Origin of the sequence: Natronorubrum tibetense GA33 (assembly GCF_000383975.1) — an archaeon.
Classification (GTDB): Archaea; Halobacteriota; Halobacteria; order Halobacteriales; family Natrialbaceae; genus Natronorubrum; species Natronorubrum tibetense.
In genome coordinates this window covers 76,879-91,917 of the sequence record NZ_KB913020.1, presented here as the reverse complement: position 1 = coordinate 91,917, position 15,039 = coordinate 76,879, and the positions used below count along the sequence as shown (strand labels likewise).

Genomic DNA, 15,039 nt, shown 5'->3' with positions numbered 1-15,039 from the left:
GCTGTTTTGTCGGAGCCGCATCAACTCTGTCTTCACTTTCTATCGGTTCCCTCGACGAGATCCGTATCCGTCGGCCCCTGTCCGTCGAACTCTCGAACGAACCCGTCCAGTGTCGACGACGCTGTTGCACCCGGTAGTTCGTTCGTTGCAGTGGTACACGCACGGTCTACGCCGAGCCGCTCACAGACGAGATCGGCCGTCACCTCGGCCATCCGTCGATACGTCGTGAGCTTTCCGCCGACGACGCTGGCGAAGTTTGTGACACCGTCGGTCGTGTCGTGATCGAGCACGTGAAATCCTCTGGAGATTCCGCGACCGCCTCGAGCGGCCTCCTCCGGCTCGTACAGGGGCCGAACGCCCCACCACGTCCGGATATGCTCCGCGTCGGCAACGTCGGGGAGTATCGTCGCACACTCCGATATGGTCTCTTCGACTTCCCAATCGGCCGTCTCGTACGCGTCGGGGTCGTCGACCGGCACGCTCGTCGTTCCGAGGACGACCTCCCCGTCGTGGGGCACGACGATGTCGCCGTCCGCGGGATCCCGACAGCGGTTGAGAACGGGCTCGAGACCGTCGTAGCCGACCGAAATCATCACACCCCGCGTCGGCCGCATCTCGACGTCGACGCCAGCCATGGCCGCCAGTTTGCCGGCGTGGGCGCCGGTCGCGTTCACGACGTACGTTGGCTCGACGGTCTCCGCAACGTCCCCGCCAAGCGAAACCGCCGCGATCCGGCCGTCGTCCACGGTCATCGACGTCACCGGTGCGTGGGGCAGGATCTGCGCGCCGTGATCTCGAGCATCCGCCGCGTTGGCGGCGACCAGCCGCGACGGAACGACGACGCCGTCCGGAACCCACATTGCGCGCTCGACCGCGTCCGCGAGACCGGGCACAGCGTCGCGGGCGGTCTCACCGTCAATCACCTCGACTGGGATCCCAATCTCCTCGCAGGCCGCGCGTTTCTCCTCGAAGTAATCCGGATCGTCTCCGGCCAACTGGACGAACAGGCCGCGCGTCTCTCGGATACACTCGCCGCCGATCTCCCTGAGGATGCGGTTCTCCTCGAGACACTCGAGTGCGCCCTCGGCGTCGCTCTCCGCGTAGCGAGCGCCGCTGTGAAGCAGGCCGTGAGAGCGCCCCGTTGCCCCGGCCGAGAGCCCGTCTCGGTCGACGAGCGTGATGTTCACTCCGCGCAGTGCGAGGTCCCTCGCGATTCCCGTCCCGGTCGCGCCACCACCGACGACGAGGACGTCCGGTTGACTGTTCATACGCCAGCCTCGGGTTCCGTACGGAGGTACCTTTCACCTCACGAGTGAGGCGATAGCGGTGTGTCGGCTCTCGAAAACCGTCGCTATCCGTCTAGAACGTACTCTGGGTTGACGACGCGGGAAGCGACTACTCGTGGTCGGCTATCGCCGTCGGAAAAGCATACGCCAAGGATCGTGGCATGATGATCTGGGAGTGACGTATTCCATTGTGTCAGGGTTCATGGAACCACACAGGGGTAGTGTCATAGATCCACAATGGTTAGGGTCGGATTTCGGTCGGTGTGTGCCGAGTTCGTATCTTCATCACCTCATCCGTGATTACTGTGCGTCTAATAATAAAGGTTATTGTGCATACAACATCTGCTACGAGGTCAAAATAGTGAAAGATTGTAGTTCTAAAACCCATTATGGGAATGAATAGTCGATTATCATGCGCGAACTCGGCTATTTTGTGGTCGTTTTCGATTTGGGACCGTTAGCGCGGCGAATCAGTCACACTGTCGGCATTTCGGTCGAGACCTCGAACCAATTCTCGATATCGGGTTGGAAACTGGACGATCGAAACTCGACGGCGGACTCGCGTTTCAGGGGGAGGGCTGTTCGCTCTCGACGCTGTCGGTGAACTTCTCGCGGACCTTCTCGACTTTGGGTGCCGCGTGCATCGTACAGTAGGCGTCGTTGGGGTTCTTCTCGAAGTAGTTCTGGTGTTTCTCCTCGGCCTTGTAGAACGTCTCGAGGGGCTCGATATCGGTGACGATCCCGTCATAGAGCCCTTCGTTTTCGAGTTCCTCGGCGAACGCCTCGGCGGTCTCGAGTTGCGCGTCGTCGTGGGCGTAGACGGCCGATCGGTACTGGCTCCCGACGTCCGGACCCTGCCGGTTCAGCTGGGTCGGGTCGTGGATCGTAAAGAACACCTCGAGTAGGTCTTCGTAGGCGATTCGGTCGGGATCGTACTCGAGTTGGACGACCTCTGCGTGGCCAGTCCGCCCGGAACAAACCTCGCGGTAGGTGGGATCCTCGGTGTCCCCGCCGGCGTAGCCGGACGTGACCGACTCGACGCCCTCGAGTTGTTCCATCGCCGCCTCGACACACCAGAAACAGCCGCCACCGAAGGTCGCGCGTTCCATGGTCGAACATACGGGTCGCTCGAGGAAAGGTGTGACGGGTACCGACGCCGTTTATTCGACGCTTCATTCATCACCGTCGGCTTCGTCCGCACTCGCTGCCGCGGTGGCAAGGGATTTCACGGGGGCCGATGAACGCCGAGATATGTCCTGGGACACCGTTCGACTCGATTGGGATGGAGATATCGCAACGCTAACCGTCGACCGTCCGGAGGCGCTCAACGCCCTGAACGTGGCGACGCTCGAGGCGATGACCAAGGCGCTCACCGAAGCCGCTGACGACGATGCCCGCACGCTGATCCTGACGGGTGCCGGCGACGACGCGTTCATCGCCGGCGCGGACATCGAGTACATGAAGGATCTCTCCACCGCCGAGGGACAAGCGTGGGGGGAACTCGGCCACGGCGTCGCCGACGCGCTCGAGTCGTTCCCTGCACCGACGATCGCGGCGGTCAACGGCTACGCGTTCGGCGGCGGCTGCGAGATGGCCATCGCCTGCGACCTGCGCGTCGCGAGCGAGTCGGCCGTCATCGGCAACACGGAGATCGACCTCGGCATCATCCCTGGCTGGGGAGCCACCCAGCGACTACCGGAACTCGTCGGCGACGAGACCGCGCGGCGGATGATCTTCCTCGGCGAGCGCCTCGACGCCCAGTCGGCCGCCGAGGCGGGCATCTTCGGCGAAGTCGTGGCTGACGAGGACCTCGAGGAGACCGTCGACGAGCTAGCCGAGCGGATCGCGGCAAAACCGGCCGTCGCGATGCGCGCGGCCAAGCAGGCGCTCAACCAGCGCCACGAGGGATCACAGACGAGCGGGCTCGAGTACGAAAAACGGGCCTTCGCGAGCCTGTTCGGCACGCGGGATCAGCGCGAAGGGATGGAGGCGTTCGTCGAGAAACGGGATCCGGAGTTCGAATAAACTAGCCTCACGACCATTGCGAAGATATTTTTAATTATCTAACTAGTATGGGTAACGATCAGCGCGGTATATCAGCTGTTACTGATTGTGTACAACATGAGTTGGAGCGAATTATGAATACCACCCGTTCGAGTGAGCGGCTTTGTTTATATACACGGGGACCCCACCGTTCGAGTGAATCCTTCGAAAATTCGTTCTCTCAGAGAATAGTTAATTACTCCTGCTGATCTATTGCGCTCCAATGCTCTCTATAATGTCACCCTGCAGCTAGTACGGTTGTATTTCACCACTCTCAATAATAAACCTTTCTGCTAAGGAATTAATCTATCTTCTCCTTCTCCTATTCGAATGAATACACTCGAACGATGGGGTCTCTGGGTACAACGACTTTATAAAGAACACTACTCAGTCGAATCACTCGAACGGGTGGTCGAAAAATCTAAAGGGACGTGTGAGAAGGTTGTTAATAATGACCCAATTCGCCTTCACTCCAGGGAACTTCCCCTTTCAGAATCGGAACGCTCTGTTGGATGATTACACACCCGAGGAAATGGTCGGAAGAGACGACGAACTCGAGGAATACCACGCTGCGCTCCAGCCCGCGATCAACGCGAGCCAGCCTGACAACATCTTTTTGTACGGAAAAACAGGGGTCGGAAAGACGGCGGCAACCAAATTTTTGCTTGATCGTCTCGAGGACGCTAGCGAACAACACGATGTTGCGATTAATACTCATGTCGTCAACTGTGACGGTGCTGATACCAGTTATCGAGTAGCCGTCGAACTCGTGAATTCCTTCCGTGATGACAAAATCAGTGAAACTGGCCATCCTCGATCCAAAGTTTACGACCTAATGTGGGACTCGTTTGACGATCACGGTGGGCTCATAATTTTAGTACTGGACGAAATCGACCACCTACAGGACGACTCCTTGCTCTATCAACTCTCTCGAGCGCGAGAAAATGATAATATTAGTAACGCACGCGTTAGCGTCGTTGGAATCAGTAACGACCTGACTTATCGGGATACCCTTTCTCCGAAGGTTCGATCCAGTCTCTGTGAGCGGAGTATCAACTTTCCAGCGTACACTGCTGACGAACTAGAGGAAGTGCTGCGTCAGCGTCGATCCATTGCGTTTCAGGATAACGTTCTGGGTAACGGTGTCATTCCGTTGTGTGCTGCATTCGGAGCGCAGGAGTCTGGCGATGCACGGAAAGCTCTCGATCTCCTGTTGAAAGCCGGAGATGTCGCGCATGAAGGTGATGCTGATATGGTTCGCGAAGAGCACGTTCGTCGCGGTCGTGGCCTTCTCCAAGAAGAGGAGATTACACGCGGAATTTTAGGGCTCAACACACACGAGAAAATCCTGCTTTATGCATTGGCGTCGTACGTTTCGTCGGGTGACTCTCCCGTCCGATCTCGTGATTTGTATCGCCGGTACGAGATGTTTTGCGTGGGGGCCGGACACGATCCGCTGACGAGCCGATGGATGCACGATCATCTCGATGAACTCGAGATGCTGGGATTGGTCACCTCTGAAAAGCGGAACGAAGGGAGCTCTGGGGGACAGTACAAGACGTTTGAGTTGAGCCAGGATTTGATTGCCGTCCTCGATGCGTTAGATGAGACGATTGAGGCTGTGGGTGTCCATCACTCGGTGCAAACGATGCTGGACTCGTGATGTGGTTCCAAGGTGTGTCCGAAGACTCTTTTTTCTAAGCGGATGAGGGGGTTTTGTCGGTACGATATCTGACGCCTCATTGAATGCCGACTCTCGAGTCAGCTATCCACCGTCCACCGCAACAACGCCCCGTCGTCGATTCGCTTCACGCTCTCGAGGCTCAACAGTGGGAACTCGTCGACGAACCCGTCACCGTCGGCGAGCGTCGGCGCGTCGCGGCCGCCGATCACTTTCGCCCCCACGTAGACGGTCAACTCGTCGACGAGACCGACGTCGAACAGCGAAAAGATGAGTTCGCCGCCGCCCTCGACCATGATCCGCTCTAAGCCCTGTTCCTGCAGCGTCGCGAACGCCCGCAGAAGGTCGACGCGATCCTCGCCCGCAGTCACGAGTTCCGCGTGGTCGGCAAGATCCATCCGCGAATCGATCGGTGCGGCCTCGCTCAGACAGACGTACGTCGCCGCCCGATCGTCGAGAATCGTTGCGTCTTCCGGCGTTCGACCGCTCGAGTCGACGACCACCCGGGCGGGGTGGGCCGACTCGCCGCGCTCGAGTCGGCGCTCACACAGCGTCTCGTCTTTGACGGTGAGGCTGGGATCGTCCGCGAGAACGGTGCCGACGCCGACGACGACGGCGTCGCTGTCGGCCCGGAGGCGATCGACTCGATCGAAATCCTCCTCGCCGCTGATCGCGAGTTGCTCGCGACGGCGCGAGGAGAGTTTGCCGTCCGCGCTCATCGCTGCGTTGACGACGACGTGCATACCCTTGCTGCGTGGTCGACCCTAAAGAAGATACTGAGGTGTCGCAGCGATGAAGCTGCCGTTCCGACTGAAGCTGCCGTTTCGACTGAAACTATCAGCCCACTTGATTGCCGTTTCGACCGACATTGCTGTTTCGACCGGAAACCGCGTTCGCTGTACGACCACGATCAACTGCTGTTGATCACGTGACTTCGATGTCGCCGACCACCGTTCCGGTGTGGGGTTCATAGACGTACTATGTCATCTCGTCGGTGACTTCGTCGATCCCGGGGGGCTGCGTCTCGCGTTCCTCGTCGATGATGTTGGTCTCGTGTACAGTATTTCCGGTGCAGTCGCGATCGTCCTGAGATTGACCGGTACATCGGCACAGCAACCCGTCTCAGACGGCGAGTCCCACGTCGACGATCACCATGACGACGAAGCCGATGACAAACGTGAGCGTCGCGGCGTCTGCATAGCCGTGGCCGTGACTGGCGGGGATCATCTCCCGGAAGATGACGGCGATCATCGTCCCGGCGGCGAATCCCGCTGCGAGGGGGAAAAGCCCGGTGACGAGGCTAACGAGTGCGAAGCCGAGGGCGGCCGCGATCGGTTCGGGGACCGCTCCTGAGAGAGTCGTGTACAGGATCGTCTTGGCGTTCGAGAGGCCGGTTCGACTCGCCGGGACGGCCATCGCGAAGCCGTCGGGGACGTTCTGGATCGCGATGGCGATGGCGAGTGCGATGCCGACACCCTCGAGCCCGCCCGCGAACGCGATGCCGATCGCCAGCCCCTCCGGAACGTTGTGGATGGTGATCGCGCTGCCGACCAGCAGCGCTCGTCGGCGGTTTTCCTCGGCGTCCTCGCTGTCACCATCTCCGTTATCGTCGGTCTCGCCACCGGCTTCCATCGTCAGCTCGTCGGCCTCGAGCGTCTCTTCTGCCTGCGCGGTCGGCGGATAGGTTCGGTCTCCTTCGCCCGCGATCAGCAGGTGGGCGTGGGGAATGAGTCGGTTCGCGGCGAGCAGAAAGACGCCGCCGAGGAGCACGCCGGCGACGACCTCCCACAGCGAGCCGAACTCGAGTCCCGGGACGACGAGGGCGAAGACGGCCGCGCCGAACATGATCCCGGCGGCGAGCCCGAGCGCGGCGTCGTAAAAGCGGTGGCTGATGCGCTCGGTGACGAATATCGGTAGCGCACCGAGTCCGGTCGCCGCACCTGCAAGCCCCGCAATCGCGACGACTTCGACGATCGAAACCACAGTGAGTCCGATATTCACGGTAGGCGTCAAAAGCGTTCGCGTCGACTGTCACTCCGTCAATCGATCCGTCGGGGGTCGTCGCTCGAGCCGAGCAGGATCCGGTAGACGACGTAGCCGATCACCAGGGCGAACGCGAGCGTCGCGACGGTTTCGGCGAACCAGATCGCGACGTACAGCGCTCGAGTGAGTATCCTGATGACGACGATCCCGCCGAAGATCGCGACGACGAACGCCAATCCGCCGACTGCTGCGCCGACACGTTCCATACGAGCACGTTCACTGCCACCGTGGTGAACTTACTGCCGGTCGATCCGCTATCAGGGCCACGATCTTGAGATCGTCGAAGGCCAACTCGCCAACGAGACCGGCGTGATCGACTACGTCTCCTGGGAGGACTTCGGACTCATACCGGGCGGACCGACCGATCGAAGGCGTACAGAAGATCAACAAGCAACGACCAGTGCTTCAAGAACGGGTCGCTGCCACCATCCAACCGACCACTGAGGAGTAGCTACAGACCAATCTTCTTTTTTATTCATTGCCCCGACGATTCGAATGACGACTACCGATTATGGAACGAAAAGAGCGCACTCGAGAGACCCGGACGAACGATCGGTGGACCGGAATCTCGTTAGTTGTCCTCGGTAGCGTTGGTATCGTTCTCGTCTCTGCGTACGAACCGGCCGGGGAACAACTCGGTATCGAAGGGATTGTTGCTGGTGTGTTACTCCAATTGGCCGGTCTCTTCGTCTTGTTCGACCCGCTGCGGACCGTGCTGGATCGATGGACTGGGGTTTCGTGGATACTCCTCGGCTCGGGGATGATCGGAATCGTGCTCGTTTTAGACCCTGTACGCCCCAGCACGACGGTCAGCGGGATCGTGATTGGCGTCGGGGTCATCCTTTACGGACTCTTTGCTATCTCCCGATTGTAACGGCTCGATTTCACTTCCGCTCCCCTGCGGGAACGTTTTTCACTCCCCCATGCGAATATCCGGTGATGGAACTCGACAATCATGCCGAGGATCTCGCCTCCGACCTCGGTGTCGACAAAGAGGAGGTCAAAGCGGACCTGCAGAACTTGGTGGAGTACAGCGTCCCCATCGACGAAGCCAAACAGAGCCTTCGCCGGAAGTACGGCGACGGCTCGAGCGGCGGCGGTGGGACTCCCTCGAGCAAGGATATCGGCGATATCACGCCCGAAGACGGCAACGTCACCGTCACCGGCGTCGTGCTGACGGCCGGCAAACGGTCGATCCGGTATCAAGGCGACGACCTCGAGATCGTCGAGGGACGACTCGCCGACGAGACCGGCGTGATCGACTACACCTCCTGGGAGGATTTCGGACTCTCGCCGGGCGATACGATCACCGCGGGCAATGCGGGCGTCCGCGAGTGGGACGGCGAACCCGAACTCAACCTCGGCGAGAGCACGTCGCTGTCGTTCGAGGACGAGTCGCTCGACGTCGCCTACGAAATCGGCGGCGATGCCCAACTGGCTGATCTGCAGACGGGCGACCGCGCGGTCACCGTCGAAGTCACGGTCGTCGACTGCGAGCGCCGCACGATCGACGGTCGCGACGGAGAGACCGAAATTCTGAGCGGCGTCTTCGGCGACGAAAGCGGTCGACTCCCGTTCACGAACTGGGATCCGGCTCCCGAGATCGAGGATGGCGGGACGATTCGCATCGAGAACGCCTTCGTCCAGGAGTTCCGCGGCGTCCCCGAAGTCAACGTCTCGGAGTTCTCGGTCGTCTCCGCGATCGATCGCGAAATCGACGTCGGTGCCGACGCGACGACGATGGACGTCGGCGAGGCCGTCCACACGGGCGGCATCTACGACGTCGAAGTCAGCGGCAATGTGATTGCCGTCCGCGACGGGTCGGGACTGATCCAACGCTGCCCCGAGTGCTATCGCGTCATTCAGAAGGGGCAGTGTCGAACCCACGGGAGCGTCGACGGCGTCGACGACCTTCGCGTGAAGGCGATCCTCGACGACGGCACCGGAGCCGTCACCGTCGTACTCGACGACGAACTGACCCAGCAGGTCTACGACGGGACGCTCGAGGACGCCTTAGAGCAGGCCCGCGAGGCCATGGACCAGGAGGTCGTCGCTGACACGATCCGCGAGCGTATCGTGGGTCGCGAGTACCGCGTCCGCGGTCATCTCTCGGTCGACGAGTACGGCGCGAACCTCGACGCCGAGCAGTTCGCGGAGAGCGACGACGATACGGAAGCCCGTGCGAGTGCTTTCCTTACGGAGGTGAACGCATGAGCGCGACCGACGAGAACGGCGAGGAGATTCCCACTCGAGAGATCGCTTACCGACTGTTCGCAGCCGAGTACGACGACGCCTCGTTCTCCTACGCCGAGAGCGACGAGGAACGCGCGCCGAACTACGTCATCTCACCGACCGGCGCACGACTCAACCGCATCTTTGTCGTCGGCACCCTTACCGAGATCACGTCGGTCAACGACGAGATGGTCCGCGCCCGCGTGGTCGACCCGACTGGCGCGTTCGTCGTCTACGCTGGCCAGTACCAGCCCGACGCGCTGGCGACCCTAGAACAGCTCGAGCCGCCCGCGTTCGTCGCGGTGACGGGTAAGGCCCGGACGTTCCAGCCCGACGACTCGGACCAGGTCTACACCTCGATTCGTCCGGAGAGCATCGCGACGGTCGACGCCGCCACCCGCGACCGTTGGGTCGTCAGCGCGGCCGAACAGACCGTCGACCGCATCGGCACCTACGCCACTGGAACCGAGAGTGATGCGAGCGGCGATGCGTTGGCCAACGCACTCCAGGAAGCGGGCGTCGAAGCCGGTCTCGCGGACGGGATTCCGCTCGCACTGGATCACTACGGAACGACCCCGGCGTATCTCGACGCCCTGCGCGACTGCGCCCTCGAGGCGGTCGAAGTCGTCGCCGGCGAGCGCGATCAGGTGACGCCGCTGTCGCTTCAGCCCGGTGACTCGCCCGACGCCGACGCGACGTTTTCGTCGCTCGCCGCGCATGCGAACGTCGATCTCTCGAGTCTCGAATCGGCCGTCGAGACCGAACCTGAGGCGGAATCACAGCCGGCTGAACCGACCGCAGCGACGGCCGGCGTCGGCGATGCCGAGATGGACGGAAGCGTGGACACCGGCTCCGAATCGATCGACGCCGGATCGGCGGCCGGAACGGCGACGGGAAGCGAACCCGACGCTGCCTCCGACGCGGAGTCCGCGGCGGCTGAGGCGGCGGCCGACAGCGAACTGGAGTCCGAGTCGGACGCCGACACGGAGACGGACACCGCCGACGCGGCGGCAGCCGTTGGTATTGACGACTCGACAGCGGCCGGCGATGCCGACGAAACCGACGAGCAAACCGCGTCGTTCGACGAGTCGACCGACGTTGACGAGGCCGGCGACACCGGCACCTCCGATACGACCGGGGATCCCGACTCAGCCGACGCCGCGGAGGCGGACGAGGGTGCCGAGGACGACCTCGGCGACTTCGACGCCGGCGACACTGGAATGTACGAGATGGACGACGAGGAGCGCGAACAGTTAGAGGAGGAGTTCGGTGCCGAGTTCACGACCGGAAGCGAGGTCGAAGAGCCCGGCGAGGCGGGGATCGACGTTCCCGAACCGGAAGACGAACTCGAGGATGCTGCTGATACCGAATCCGCCGACGCTGACGCCGAATCCGCCGACGTTGGCGCTGACTCCGCTGACAGCGGGGCCGAGCCCGACGACGACCTCGGCGAACCGCCGGCGTCCGGACTCGGGACCGACTCGGAATCCGATGCTGCGGCGACTGACGACGGCGACTCCGAGGCGGATGAGGGGACCGATGTCGAAACCGACGACATCGACGCGACCGACGAGACGGCACCGTCCGAATCGGACGCCGAATCCGAGAGCGACGCGGAGGAGGTGCCAGCCGAGGACGTGGATCTGGAGGCGTACGTCGTCGACACGATGGCGGATCTCGATGATGGCGACGGTGCCGACCGATCGACGCTCGTCGAGACGGTCGCCGACGAGATTGGGGCGTCCGAAGACGAAGTCGAGGACGCCATTCAGGACGCGCTGATGGGCGGCCAGTGTTACGAACCGAACGATGAGACGTTGAAGCCGATCTAACGTCTCGAGCCCACGATGTCCGAGGAGTCCCGCCGACCGGCCGCGGCACGCGTCGAACCGGTCCCCGGCGAACCGGCTGCGATTGCTACTGTTGGATCCGAACGCGCCCTGCTCGTCGCCGACTACCACGCGGGTTACGAGGCCGGACTGCGGTACGAACGCGGCGTCGACGTGCCGAGCAACGCCCCCGAGCGCCGTGAGCGACTGCTCGACGTACTCGAGGCGTCCAATCCCGACCGACTCGTCGTCCTCGGGGACCTCATGCACTCCATCGGCGACCCGGGCGGGGCCGAACGCGGCGAACTCGAGGTGCTGTTTGAGGCCTTTCCGCCGACGCTTGGCGTCACGGTCGTCAAGGGCAACCACGACGGCGGGATCGAAGACTGGCTGACCCCCGAGAATCCCAGCGAAGCAGCCGCACTCGAGTTCGACACCGACGCCGTGACGATCGCCCCCGGAAACGGAATCGCGCTCGGGGATCGGGCCATCGGCGTCTGTCACGGTCACACCTGGCCGGCACCGGCGGTGCTCGACTGTGACGTGCTCTGTCTGGGCCACGAACACCCCTGTGTCCGCCTCGAGGACGAGATCGGCGGCAGTCGCGTCGAACGCACGTGGCTCCGGGGACGGATCGATCCAGCGCCGTTTCTCGATCGTCCCGAGTACGAGGGAGTATCGTGGCTTGCGGATTCGGCCGTTGAACCGCCCCGCGTCGTCGTGATGCCGGCGTTCAACGACCTCGTCGGTGGAACCTGGGTAAATATTCCGAACCAGTCGTTCCTCTCGCCGTTTTTGCCCGCGGGACTCGCCGACGGTGAGGCATATCTGCTCGACGGAACGCGACTCGGCGCGTACCAGTCGGTGTAGGACCGCGCTTCGGTACCAACGAATGGAAGCCGAATCGTCATCTCGTGGAGCCGAGAACGCGAGATCGACGGATTCGAGTTTCGGCTTCTCGGCGACCGAGACGAACTGAGGCGTGTCCGGATCACCGACGACGAGTGGGATCTGAACTGTTAGCCGTCCGTGTCGAGGGGACCGACGGTAACCGGGCGTCGGGGTCTGGTTCCGGCGATCAGGGATCGGAGTAATTGAGTTTTCGAGCGACGCTGCTGCTGAGCCGATCGGTTAGCGGACTTCGATCGATCGCGAGCTGCTGGTGTAAGCGGTACTGGACGAGACCCGGCAGCGCGGAGACGGCGGGCAGCAGTATGCCGGCAGTCCAGACGCTTCCGCCGGCGAGCATCCACGCGAGGCTGGTGAGTCCGACGACGGACAGCAGGAGTCCCGAGCCGAAATACGCTCGGACGAGTCGTGGCGCTCGAGCTTTCTGTTCGTCGGTGTAGGATCGCGCGTCGTACGCACAGACGACACCGCCGAGGACGAACACGAGCGCGATCGAGCCGTACAGGGCGCTGAGCATAGCTGACAGTTGTTCGTTCTGTCATATAGCCATTCCCCATCCGACAGCTCCAGCGGTGGAGTCCACGGTCGATACGGACGATCAACTCGACCGACGGCGTCACCGTTCGACGGTCTTCGACTCGATTCTGTCGCCGTCGCGCCACTGGTAGTAGTGATAGGTCGTTCCGGCGATTTCCTTGACCGTGACGCTCGCTCGCTCCGGAACGCCCGACGGGTATTCGAGGTCGTCGACGTCCGTCTCGGTTGCGTCTGGAGTGTCGTCTCCGTCTTCGGAGTCCGTATCTGTAGCCGACTGCCGCTCGTTGTCAGCGTCGGCTGCCTTCCACGCCGCGAGATCCTCGAGATAGCTGCCGACGGCGCGAAGCGTGTCGGCGTCTCGACGCTCGAGTCCGTCCAGCAGTTCGTCGAACTCTCGATCGATGTCGTCCGGGGGCTGGGGTCGATCGCGCGTCGTCATCGCTCGCTCGACGATTTGCGAGACGGCCTCAAACGTCCACCGGTCCCGTCCGGACCCCGTCTCTCGGTAATCGCGATCGATTCTCGTTCTCCCGACGGTGACAGTCCGTTGAACGGCCTACTAGAGTCCTCCATGGGATATATACACAAGCTACGTGAGAATTTATATACACGAACGGGGTCGGTAATAGTGACAATGCGGTCACAGAAATACCGCCCGACGTCAGCTATCGAACCGGTTCCGGACGAACTCGATTCGGCTCAGGCGAAACTCGTGTACGTCTTCCTTGAGGCCACCGGCGGCGCGACCGTCGAGGAGTTGGGCGAAACGCTGGCGCTGAAGAAACTCTCGATCCTGCGGATCCTGAACGCGCTCTCGAGCGACGGGCTCGTCGATCGACGAGCGAACGAGTACGTCGTCACACACTGAACGACGCCGAGTGTGGGTGCGGTAGTCGTCACTGTCGCTCGAGAGTCGTCTTTCTCGGACGGGACTGATTGCCTAATCGGGACGCGCCACACGGAGTGTTCACGCTGGGCCGTTCGTGTTGGGACGTGTCGTCAGTACTGATGTCTCGATCGACCGTTCGCAAAACAAGCGGGACGTTCGTGGAGTGATCGCGCCGGGCGTCGTCAGAACGTCTCGAGGTAGCGGTCGAGTTCCCAGTCGGAGACGTCGACGAGGTAGTCCTCGAACTCCTGGCGCTTGGCTTCGACGAACTTCGGCCCGATGTGTTCGCCGAGCGCGTCGTAGACGATGTTGTCCGCCTCTAAGGCGTCGACGGCCTCGCCGAGGTTCGACGGCAGCGTCTCGATACCGTACTCCTCGCGTTTTGCCTCGTCGAATTCGTAGATGTTCTCCCGGACCGGGTCGGGTGCCTCGAGGCCCTTCTCGATGCCCTCGAGACCGGCGTGGATCATGACGGCGAACGCGAGGTAGGGGTTACACGAGGGGTCCGGCGAGCGAAGTTCGATGCGCGAGGCGGCCGGGACGCGTGCGGCCGGCTTGCGGACGAGCGCCGAGCGGTTGCGATCGGACCAGGCGACGTAGACGGGAGCTTCGTAGCCCGGAACCAGGCGCTTGTAGCTGTTGACCGTCGGGTTCGCGACCGCCGTGATCGCCGGCGCGTGCTCGAGGATTCCGGCGAGGTAGGAGTGGGCGGTGTCGCTGAGGTTGAATTCGTCGTCCTCGTCGTGGAACGCGTTCTCGCCGTCCTCGGTCATCAGCGACTGGTGGGTGTGCATTCCGGAGCCGTTGATTCGCGGGATCGGCTTCGGCATGAACGTCGCGTGCAGGTCGTGTTGGGCGGCGATGGCGCGGACGACGGTGCGGAAGGTGCCGACGTTGTCCGCGGTCGTCAGCGCGTCATCGTACTCGAAGTTGATCTCGTACTGGCCGCGGGCGACCTCGTGGTGGCTGGCCTCGATCTCGAAGCCCATCTCCTCGAGGCCGTAGATGATGTCGCGGCGGACATCGCTGGCGAGGTCTTTCGGTGCGAGGTCGAAGTACCCGCCGTGGTCGGCGGTCTCGGTCGTCGCGCGACCGTCTTCGTCCTCTTGGAACATGAAGAACTCGGGTTCGGGCGCGAAGTTGATCTCGTAGCCCATCTCGTTGGCTCGCTCGATCGCCTGTTTGAGCACGTATCGCGGATCGCCCTCGAACGGCTCACCCGTCGAAGTGTCGTAGACATCACAGATCATTCGGGCCGAGGCGCCGTCCTCGCGCTGTCTCCAGGGGAGGACGGCGAACGTGTTCGGATCCGGAACCAGACGCATGTCCGATTCCTGAATGCGGACGAAGCCTTCGATCGAAGAGCCATCGAAGTAGATGCCGTCCGTAAACGCCTTTTCCGCCTGCCGTGCCGGCACGGAGACGTTTTTGACGGTCCCCAGGATGTCGGTGAACTGGAGCCGCAGGAAGTCGATGTCTTTCGATTCAATCTCGTCTAGGACGTCCTCTTCTGCGGTCGTCAGGTTTCCGCTTGTCATCTTTTCTCGCCTCAACAAATGGATTCTACTATTAAAGCTCTGCTGTTGTGGG

At 62.0% G+C, this 15,039-nt stretch carries 14 protein-coding genes; 6 read left to right on the top strand and 8 right to left on the bottom strand.

Annotated elements, in window-relative coordinates:
* Positions 1-32: 32 nt before the first annotated feature.
* Together NATTI_RS0123530 and msrA are read right to left on the bottom strand one after the other, a co-directional pair.
* Positions 33-1,268: an FAD-dependent oxidoreductase gene (locus NATTI_RS0123530; protein ID WP_006091037.1), complete on the bottom strand. Its 1,236-nt coding sequence runs from the start codon at positions 1,266-1,268 to the stop codon at positions 33-35.
* 584 nt (positions 1,269-1,852) lie between these two features.
* The gene (gene msrA, locus NATTI_RS0123525) at positions 1,853-2,395 is read right to left on the bottom strand and encodes a peptide-methionine (S)-S-oxide reductase MsrA (RefSeq protein ID WP_006091038.1); all 543 of its coding nucleotides are present in this window, start codon (positions 2,393-2,395) and stop codon (positions 1,853-1,855) included.
* A 142-nt stretch (positions 2,396-2,537) separates the two neighbouring features.
* On the opposite strand from msrA, the gene NATTI_RS0123520 reads away from it, so the two are divergent.
* Positions 2,538-3,311, top strand: a complete 774-nt coding sequence (locus NATTI_RS0123520; protein WP_006091039.1) for an enoyl-CoA hydratase/isomerase family protein — start codon at positions 2,538-2,540, stop codon at positions 3,309-3,311.
* Positions 3,312-3,780: 469 nt separating this feature from the next.
* Positions 3,781-4,992 carry a Cdc6/Cdc18 family protein gene (locus NATTI_RS0123515; protein WP_019992213.1) on the top strand — a complete coding sequence of 404 codons (1,212 nt, stop codon included), beginning with the start codon at positions 3,781-3,783 and terminating at the stop codon, positions 4,990-4,992.
* 98 nt (positions 4,993-5,090) lie between these two features.
* Here the strand turns inward: NATTI_RS0123515 and NATTI_RS0123510 are convergent, their stop codons facing one another.
* The 3 genes from NATTI_RS0123510 to NATTI_RS0123490 all read right to left on the bottom strand — a co-directional run bounded on the left by NATTI_RS0123510 (position 5,091) and on the right by NATTI_RS0123490 (position 7,259).
* Entirely contained in the window at positions 5,091-5,753 is a 663-nt protein-coding gene (locus NATTI_RS0123510) for a 2,5-diamino-6-(ribosylamino)-4(3H)-pyrimidinone 5'-phosphate reductase (RefSeq protein ID WP_006091041.1), read from the bottom strand.
* A gap of 379 nt (positions 5,754-6,132) precedes the next feature.
* The gene (locus NATTI_RS0123495) at positions 6,133-6,993 is read right to left on the bottom strand and encodes a ZIP family metal transporter (protein ID WP_019992210.1); all 861 of its coding nucleotides are present in this window, start codon (positions 6,991-6,993) and stop codon (positions 6,133-6,135) included.
* A gap of 56 nt (positions 6,994-7,049) precedes the next feature.
* Positions 7,050-7,259 (bottom strand): hypothetical protein, encoded by a 210-nt coding sequence (locus NATTI_RS0123490; RefSeq protein ID WP_006091043.1) that lies wholly within the window; start codon positions 7,257-7,259, stop codon positions 7,050-7,052.
* A gap of 733 nt (positions 7,260-7,992) precedes the next feature.
* Here NATTI_RS0123490 and NATTI_RS0123480 point away from each other — a divergent pair.
* Genes NATTI_RS0123480 through NATTI_RS0123470 form a run of 3 tightly spaced genes read left to right on the top strand, consistent with a single transcriptional unit; the run spans position 7,993 to position 11,984 of the window.
* Positions 7,993-9,267 carry a Single-stranded DNA binding protein gene (locus tag NATTI_RS0123480; protein ID WP_006091045.1) on the top strand — a complete coding sequence of 425 codons (1,275 nt, stop codon included), beginning with the start codon at positions 7,993-7,995 and terminating at the stop codon, positions 9,265-9,267.
* On the top strand, positions 9,264-11,117 hold the full coding sequence (locus NATTI_RS0123475) for a hypothetical protein (RefSeq protein WP_006091046.1): 1,854 nt from the start codon (positions 9,264-9,266) through the stop codon (positions 11,115-11,117). The genes NATTI_RS0123480 and NATTI_RS0123475 overlap by 4 nt, the downstream gene beginning before the upstream one ends.
* Before the next feature lie 15 nt (positions 11,118-11,132).
* Positions 11,133-11,984, top strand: a complete 852-nt coding sequence (locus tag NATTI_RS0123470) for a metallophosphoesterase (RefSeq protein WP_006091047.1) — start codon at positions 11,133-11,135, stop codon at positions 11,982-11,984.
* Between the two features lie 208 nt (positions 11,985-12,192).
* Here NATTI_RS0123470 and NATTI_RS0123460 read toward each other — a convergent pair whose 3' ends face one another.
* On the bottom strand, positions 12,193-12,540 hold the full coding sequence (locus NATTI_RS0123460; protein ID WP_006091048.1) for a hypothetical protein: 348 nt from the start codon (positions 12,538-12,540) through the stop codon (positions 12,193-12,195).
* 99 nt (positions 12,541-12,639) lie between these two features.
* A complete protein-coding gene (locus NATTI_RS0123455) occupies positions 12,640-12,999 on the bottom strand; it encodes a hypothetical protein (RefSeq protein WP_006091049.1) in 360 nt (119 codons plus the stop codon).
* A gap of 195 nt (positions 13,000-13,194) precedes the next feature.
* Between NATTI_RS0123455 and NATTI_RS0123450 the strand changes: the two genes are divergently transcribed.
* A complete protein-coding gene (locus NATTI_RS0123450) occupies positions 13,195-13,428 on the top strand; it encodes a MarR family transcriptional regulator (RefSeq protein WP_006091050.1) in 234 nt (77 codons plus the stop codon).
* Between the two features lie 203 nt (positions 13,429-13,631).
* Here NATTI_RS0123450 and glnA read toward each other — a convergent pair whose 3' ends face one another.
* Complete coding sequence (gene glnA, locus NATTI_RS0123445) at positions 13,632-14,987, bottom strand: type I glutamate--ammonia ligase (RefSeq protein WP_006091051.1); 1,356 nt, start codon at positions 14,985-14,987, stop codon at positions 13,632-13,634.
* Positions 14,988-15,039 lie beyond the last annotated feature (52 nt).

Bases quoted from the DNA above. Each gene is read 5' to 3' on its own strand.
- NATTI_RS0123480 (WP_006091045.1), top strand. From the start codon at position 7,993: ATGGAACTCGACAATCATGCCGAGGATCTCGCCTCCGACCTCGGTGTC.
- NATTI_RS0123515 (WP_019992213.1), top strand. From the start codon at position 3,781: ATGACCCAATTCGCCTTCACTCCAGGGAACTTCCCCTTTCAGAATCGG.
- NATTI_RS0123520 (WP_006091039.1), top strand. From the start codon at position 2,538: ATGTCCTGGGACACCGTTCGACTCGATTGGGATGGAGATATCGCAACG.
- NATTI_RS0123470 (WP_006091047.1), top strand. From the start codon at position 11,133: ATGTCCGAGGAGTCCCGCCGACCGGCCGCGGCACGCGTCGAACCGGTC.
- NATTI_RS0123510 (WP_006091041.1), bottom strand. From the start codon at position 5,753: ATGCACGTCGTCGTCAACGCAGCGATGAGCGCGGACGGCAAACTCTCC.
- NATTI_RS0123490 (WP_006091043.1), bottom strand. From the start codon at position 7,259: ATGGAACGTGTCGGCGCAGCAGTCGGCGGATTGGCGTTCGTCGTCGCG.
- NATTI_RS0123455 (WP_006091049.1), bottom strand. From the start codon at position 12,999: ATGACGACGCGCGATCGACCCCAGCCCCCGGACGACATCGATCGAGAG.
- glnA (WP_006091051.1), bottom strand. From the start codon at position 14,987: ATGACAAGCGGAAACCTGACGACCGCAGAAGAGGACGTCCTAGACGAG.
- NATTI_RS0123460 (WP_006091048.1), bottom strand. From the start codon at position 12,540: ATGCTCAGCGCCCTGTACGGCTCGATCGCGCTCGTGTTCGTCCTCGGC.
- NATTI_RS0123475 (WP_006091046.1), top strand. From the start codon at position 9,264: ATGAGCGCGACCGACGAGAACGGCGAGGAGATTCCCACTCGAGAGATC.
- NATTI_RS0123530 (WP_006091037.1), bottom strand. From the start codon at position 1,268: ATGAACAGTCAACCGGACGTCCTCGTCGTCGGTGGTGGCGCGACCGGG.
- msrA (WP_006091038.1), bottom strand. From the start codon at position 2,395: ATGGAACGCGCGACCTTCGGTGGCGGCTGTTTCTGGTGTGTCGAGGCG.
- NATTI_RS0123450 (WP_006091050.1), top strand. From the start codon at position 13,195: ATGCGGTCACAGAAATACCGCCCGACGTCAGCTATCGAACCGGTTCCG.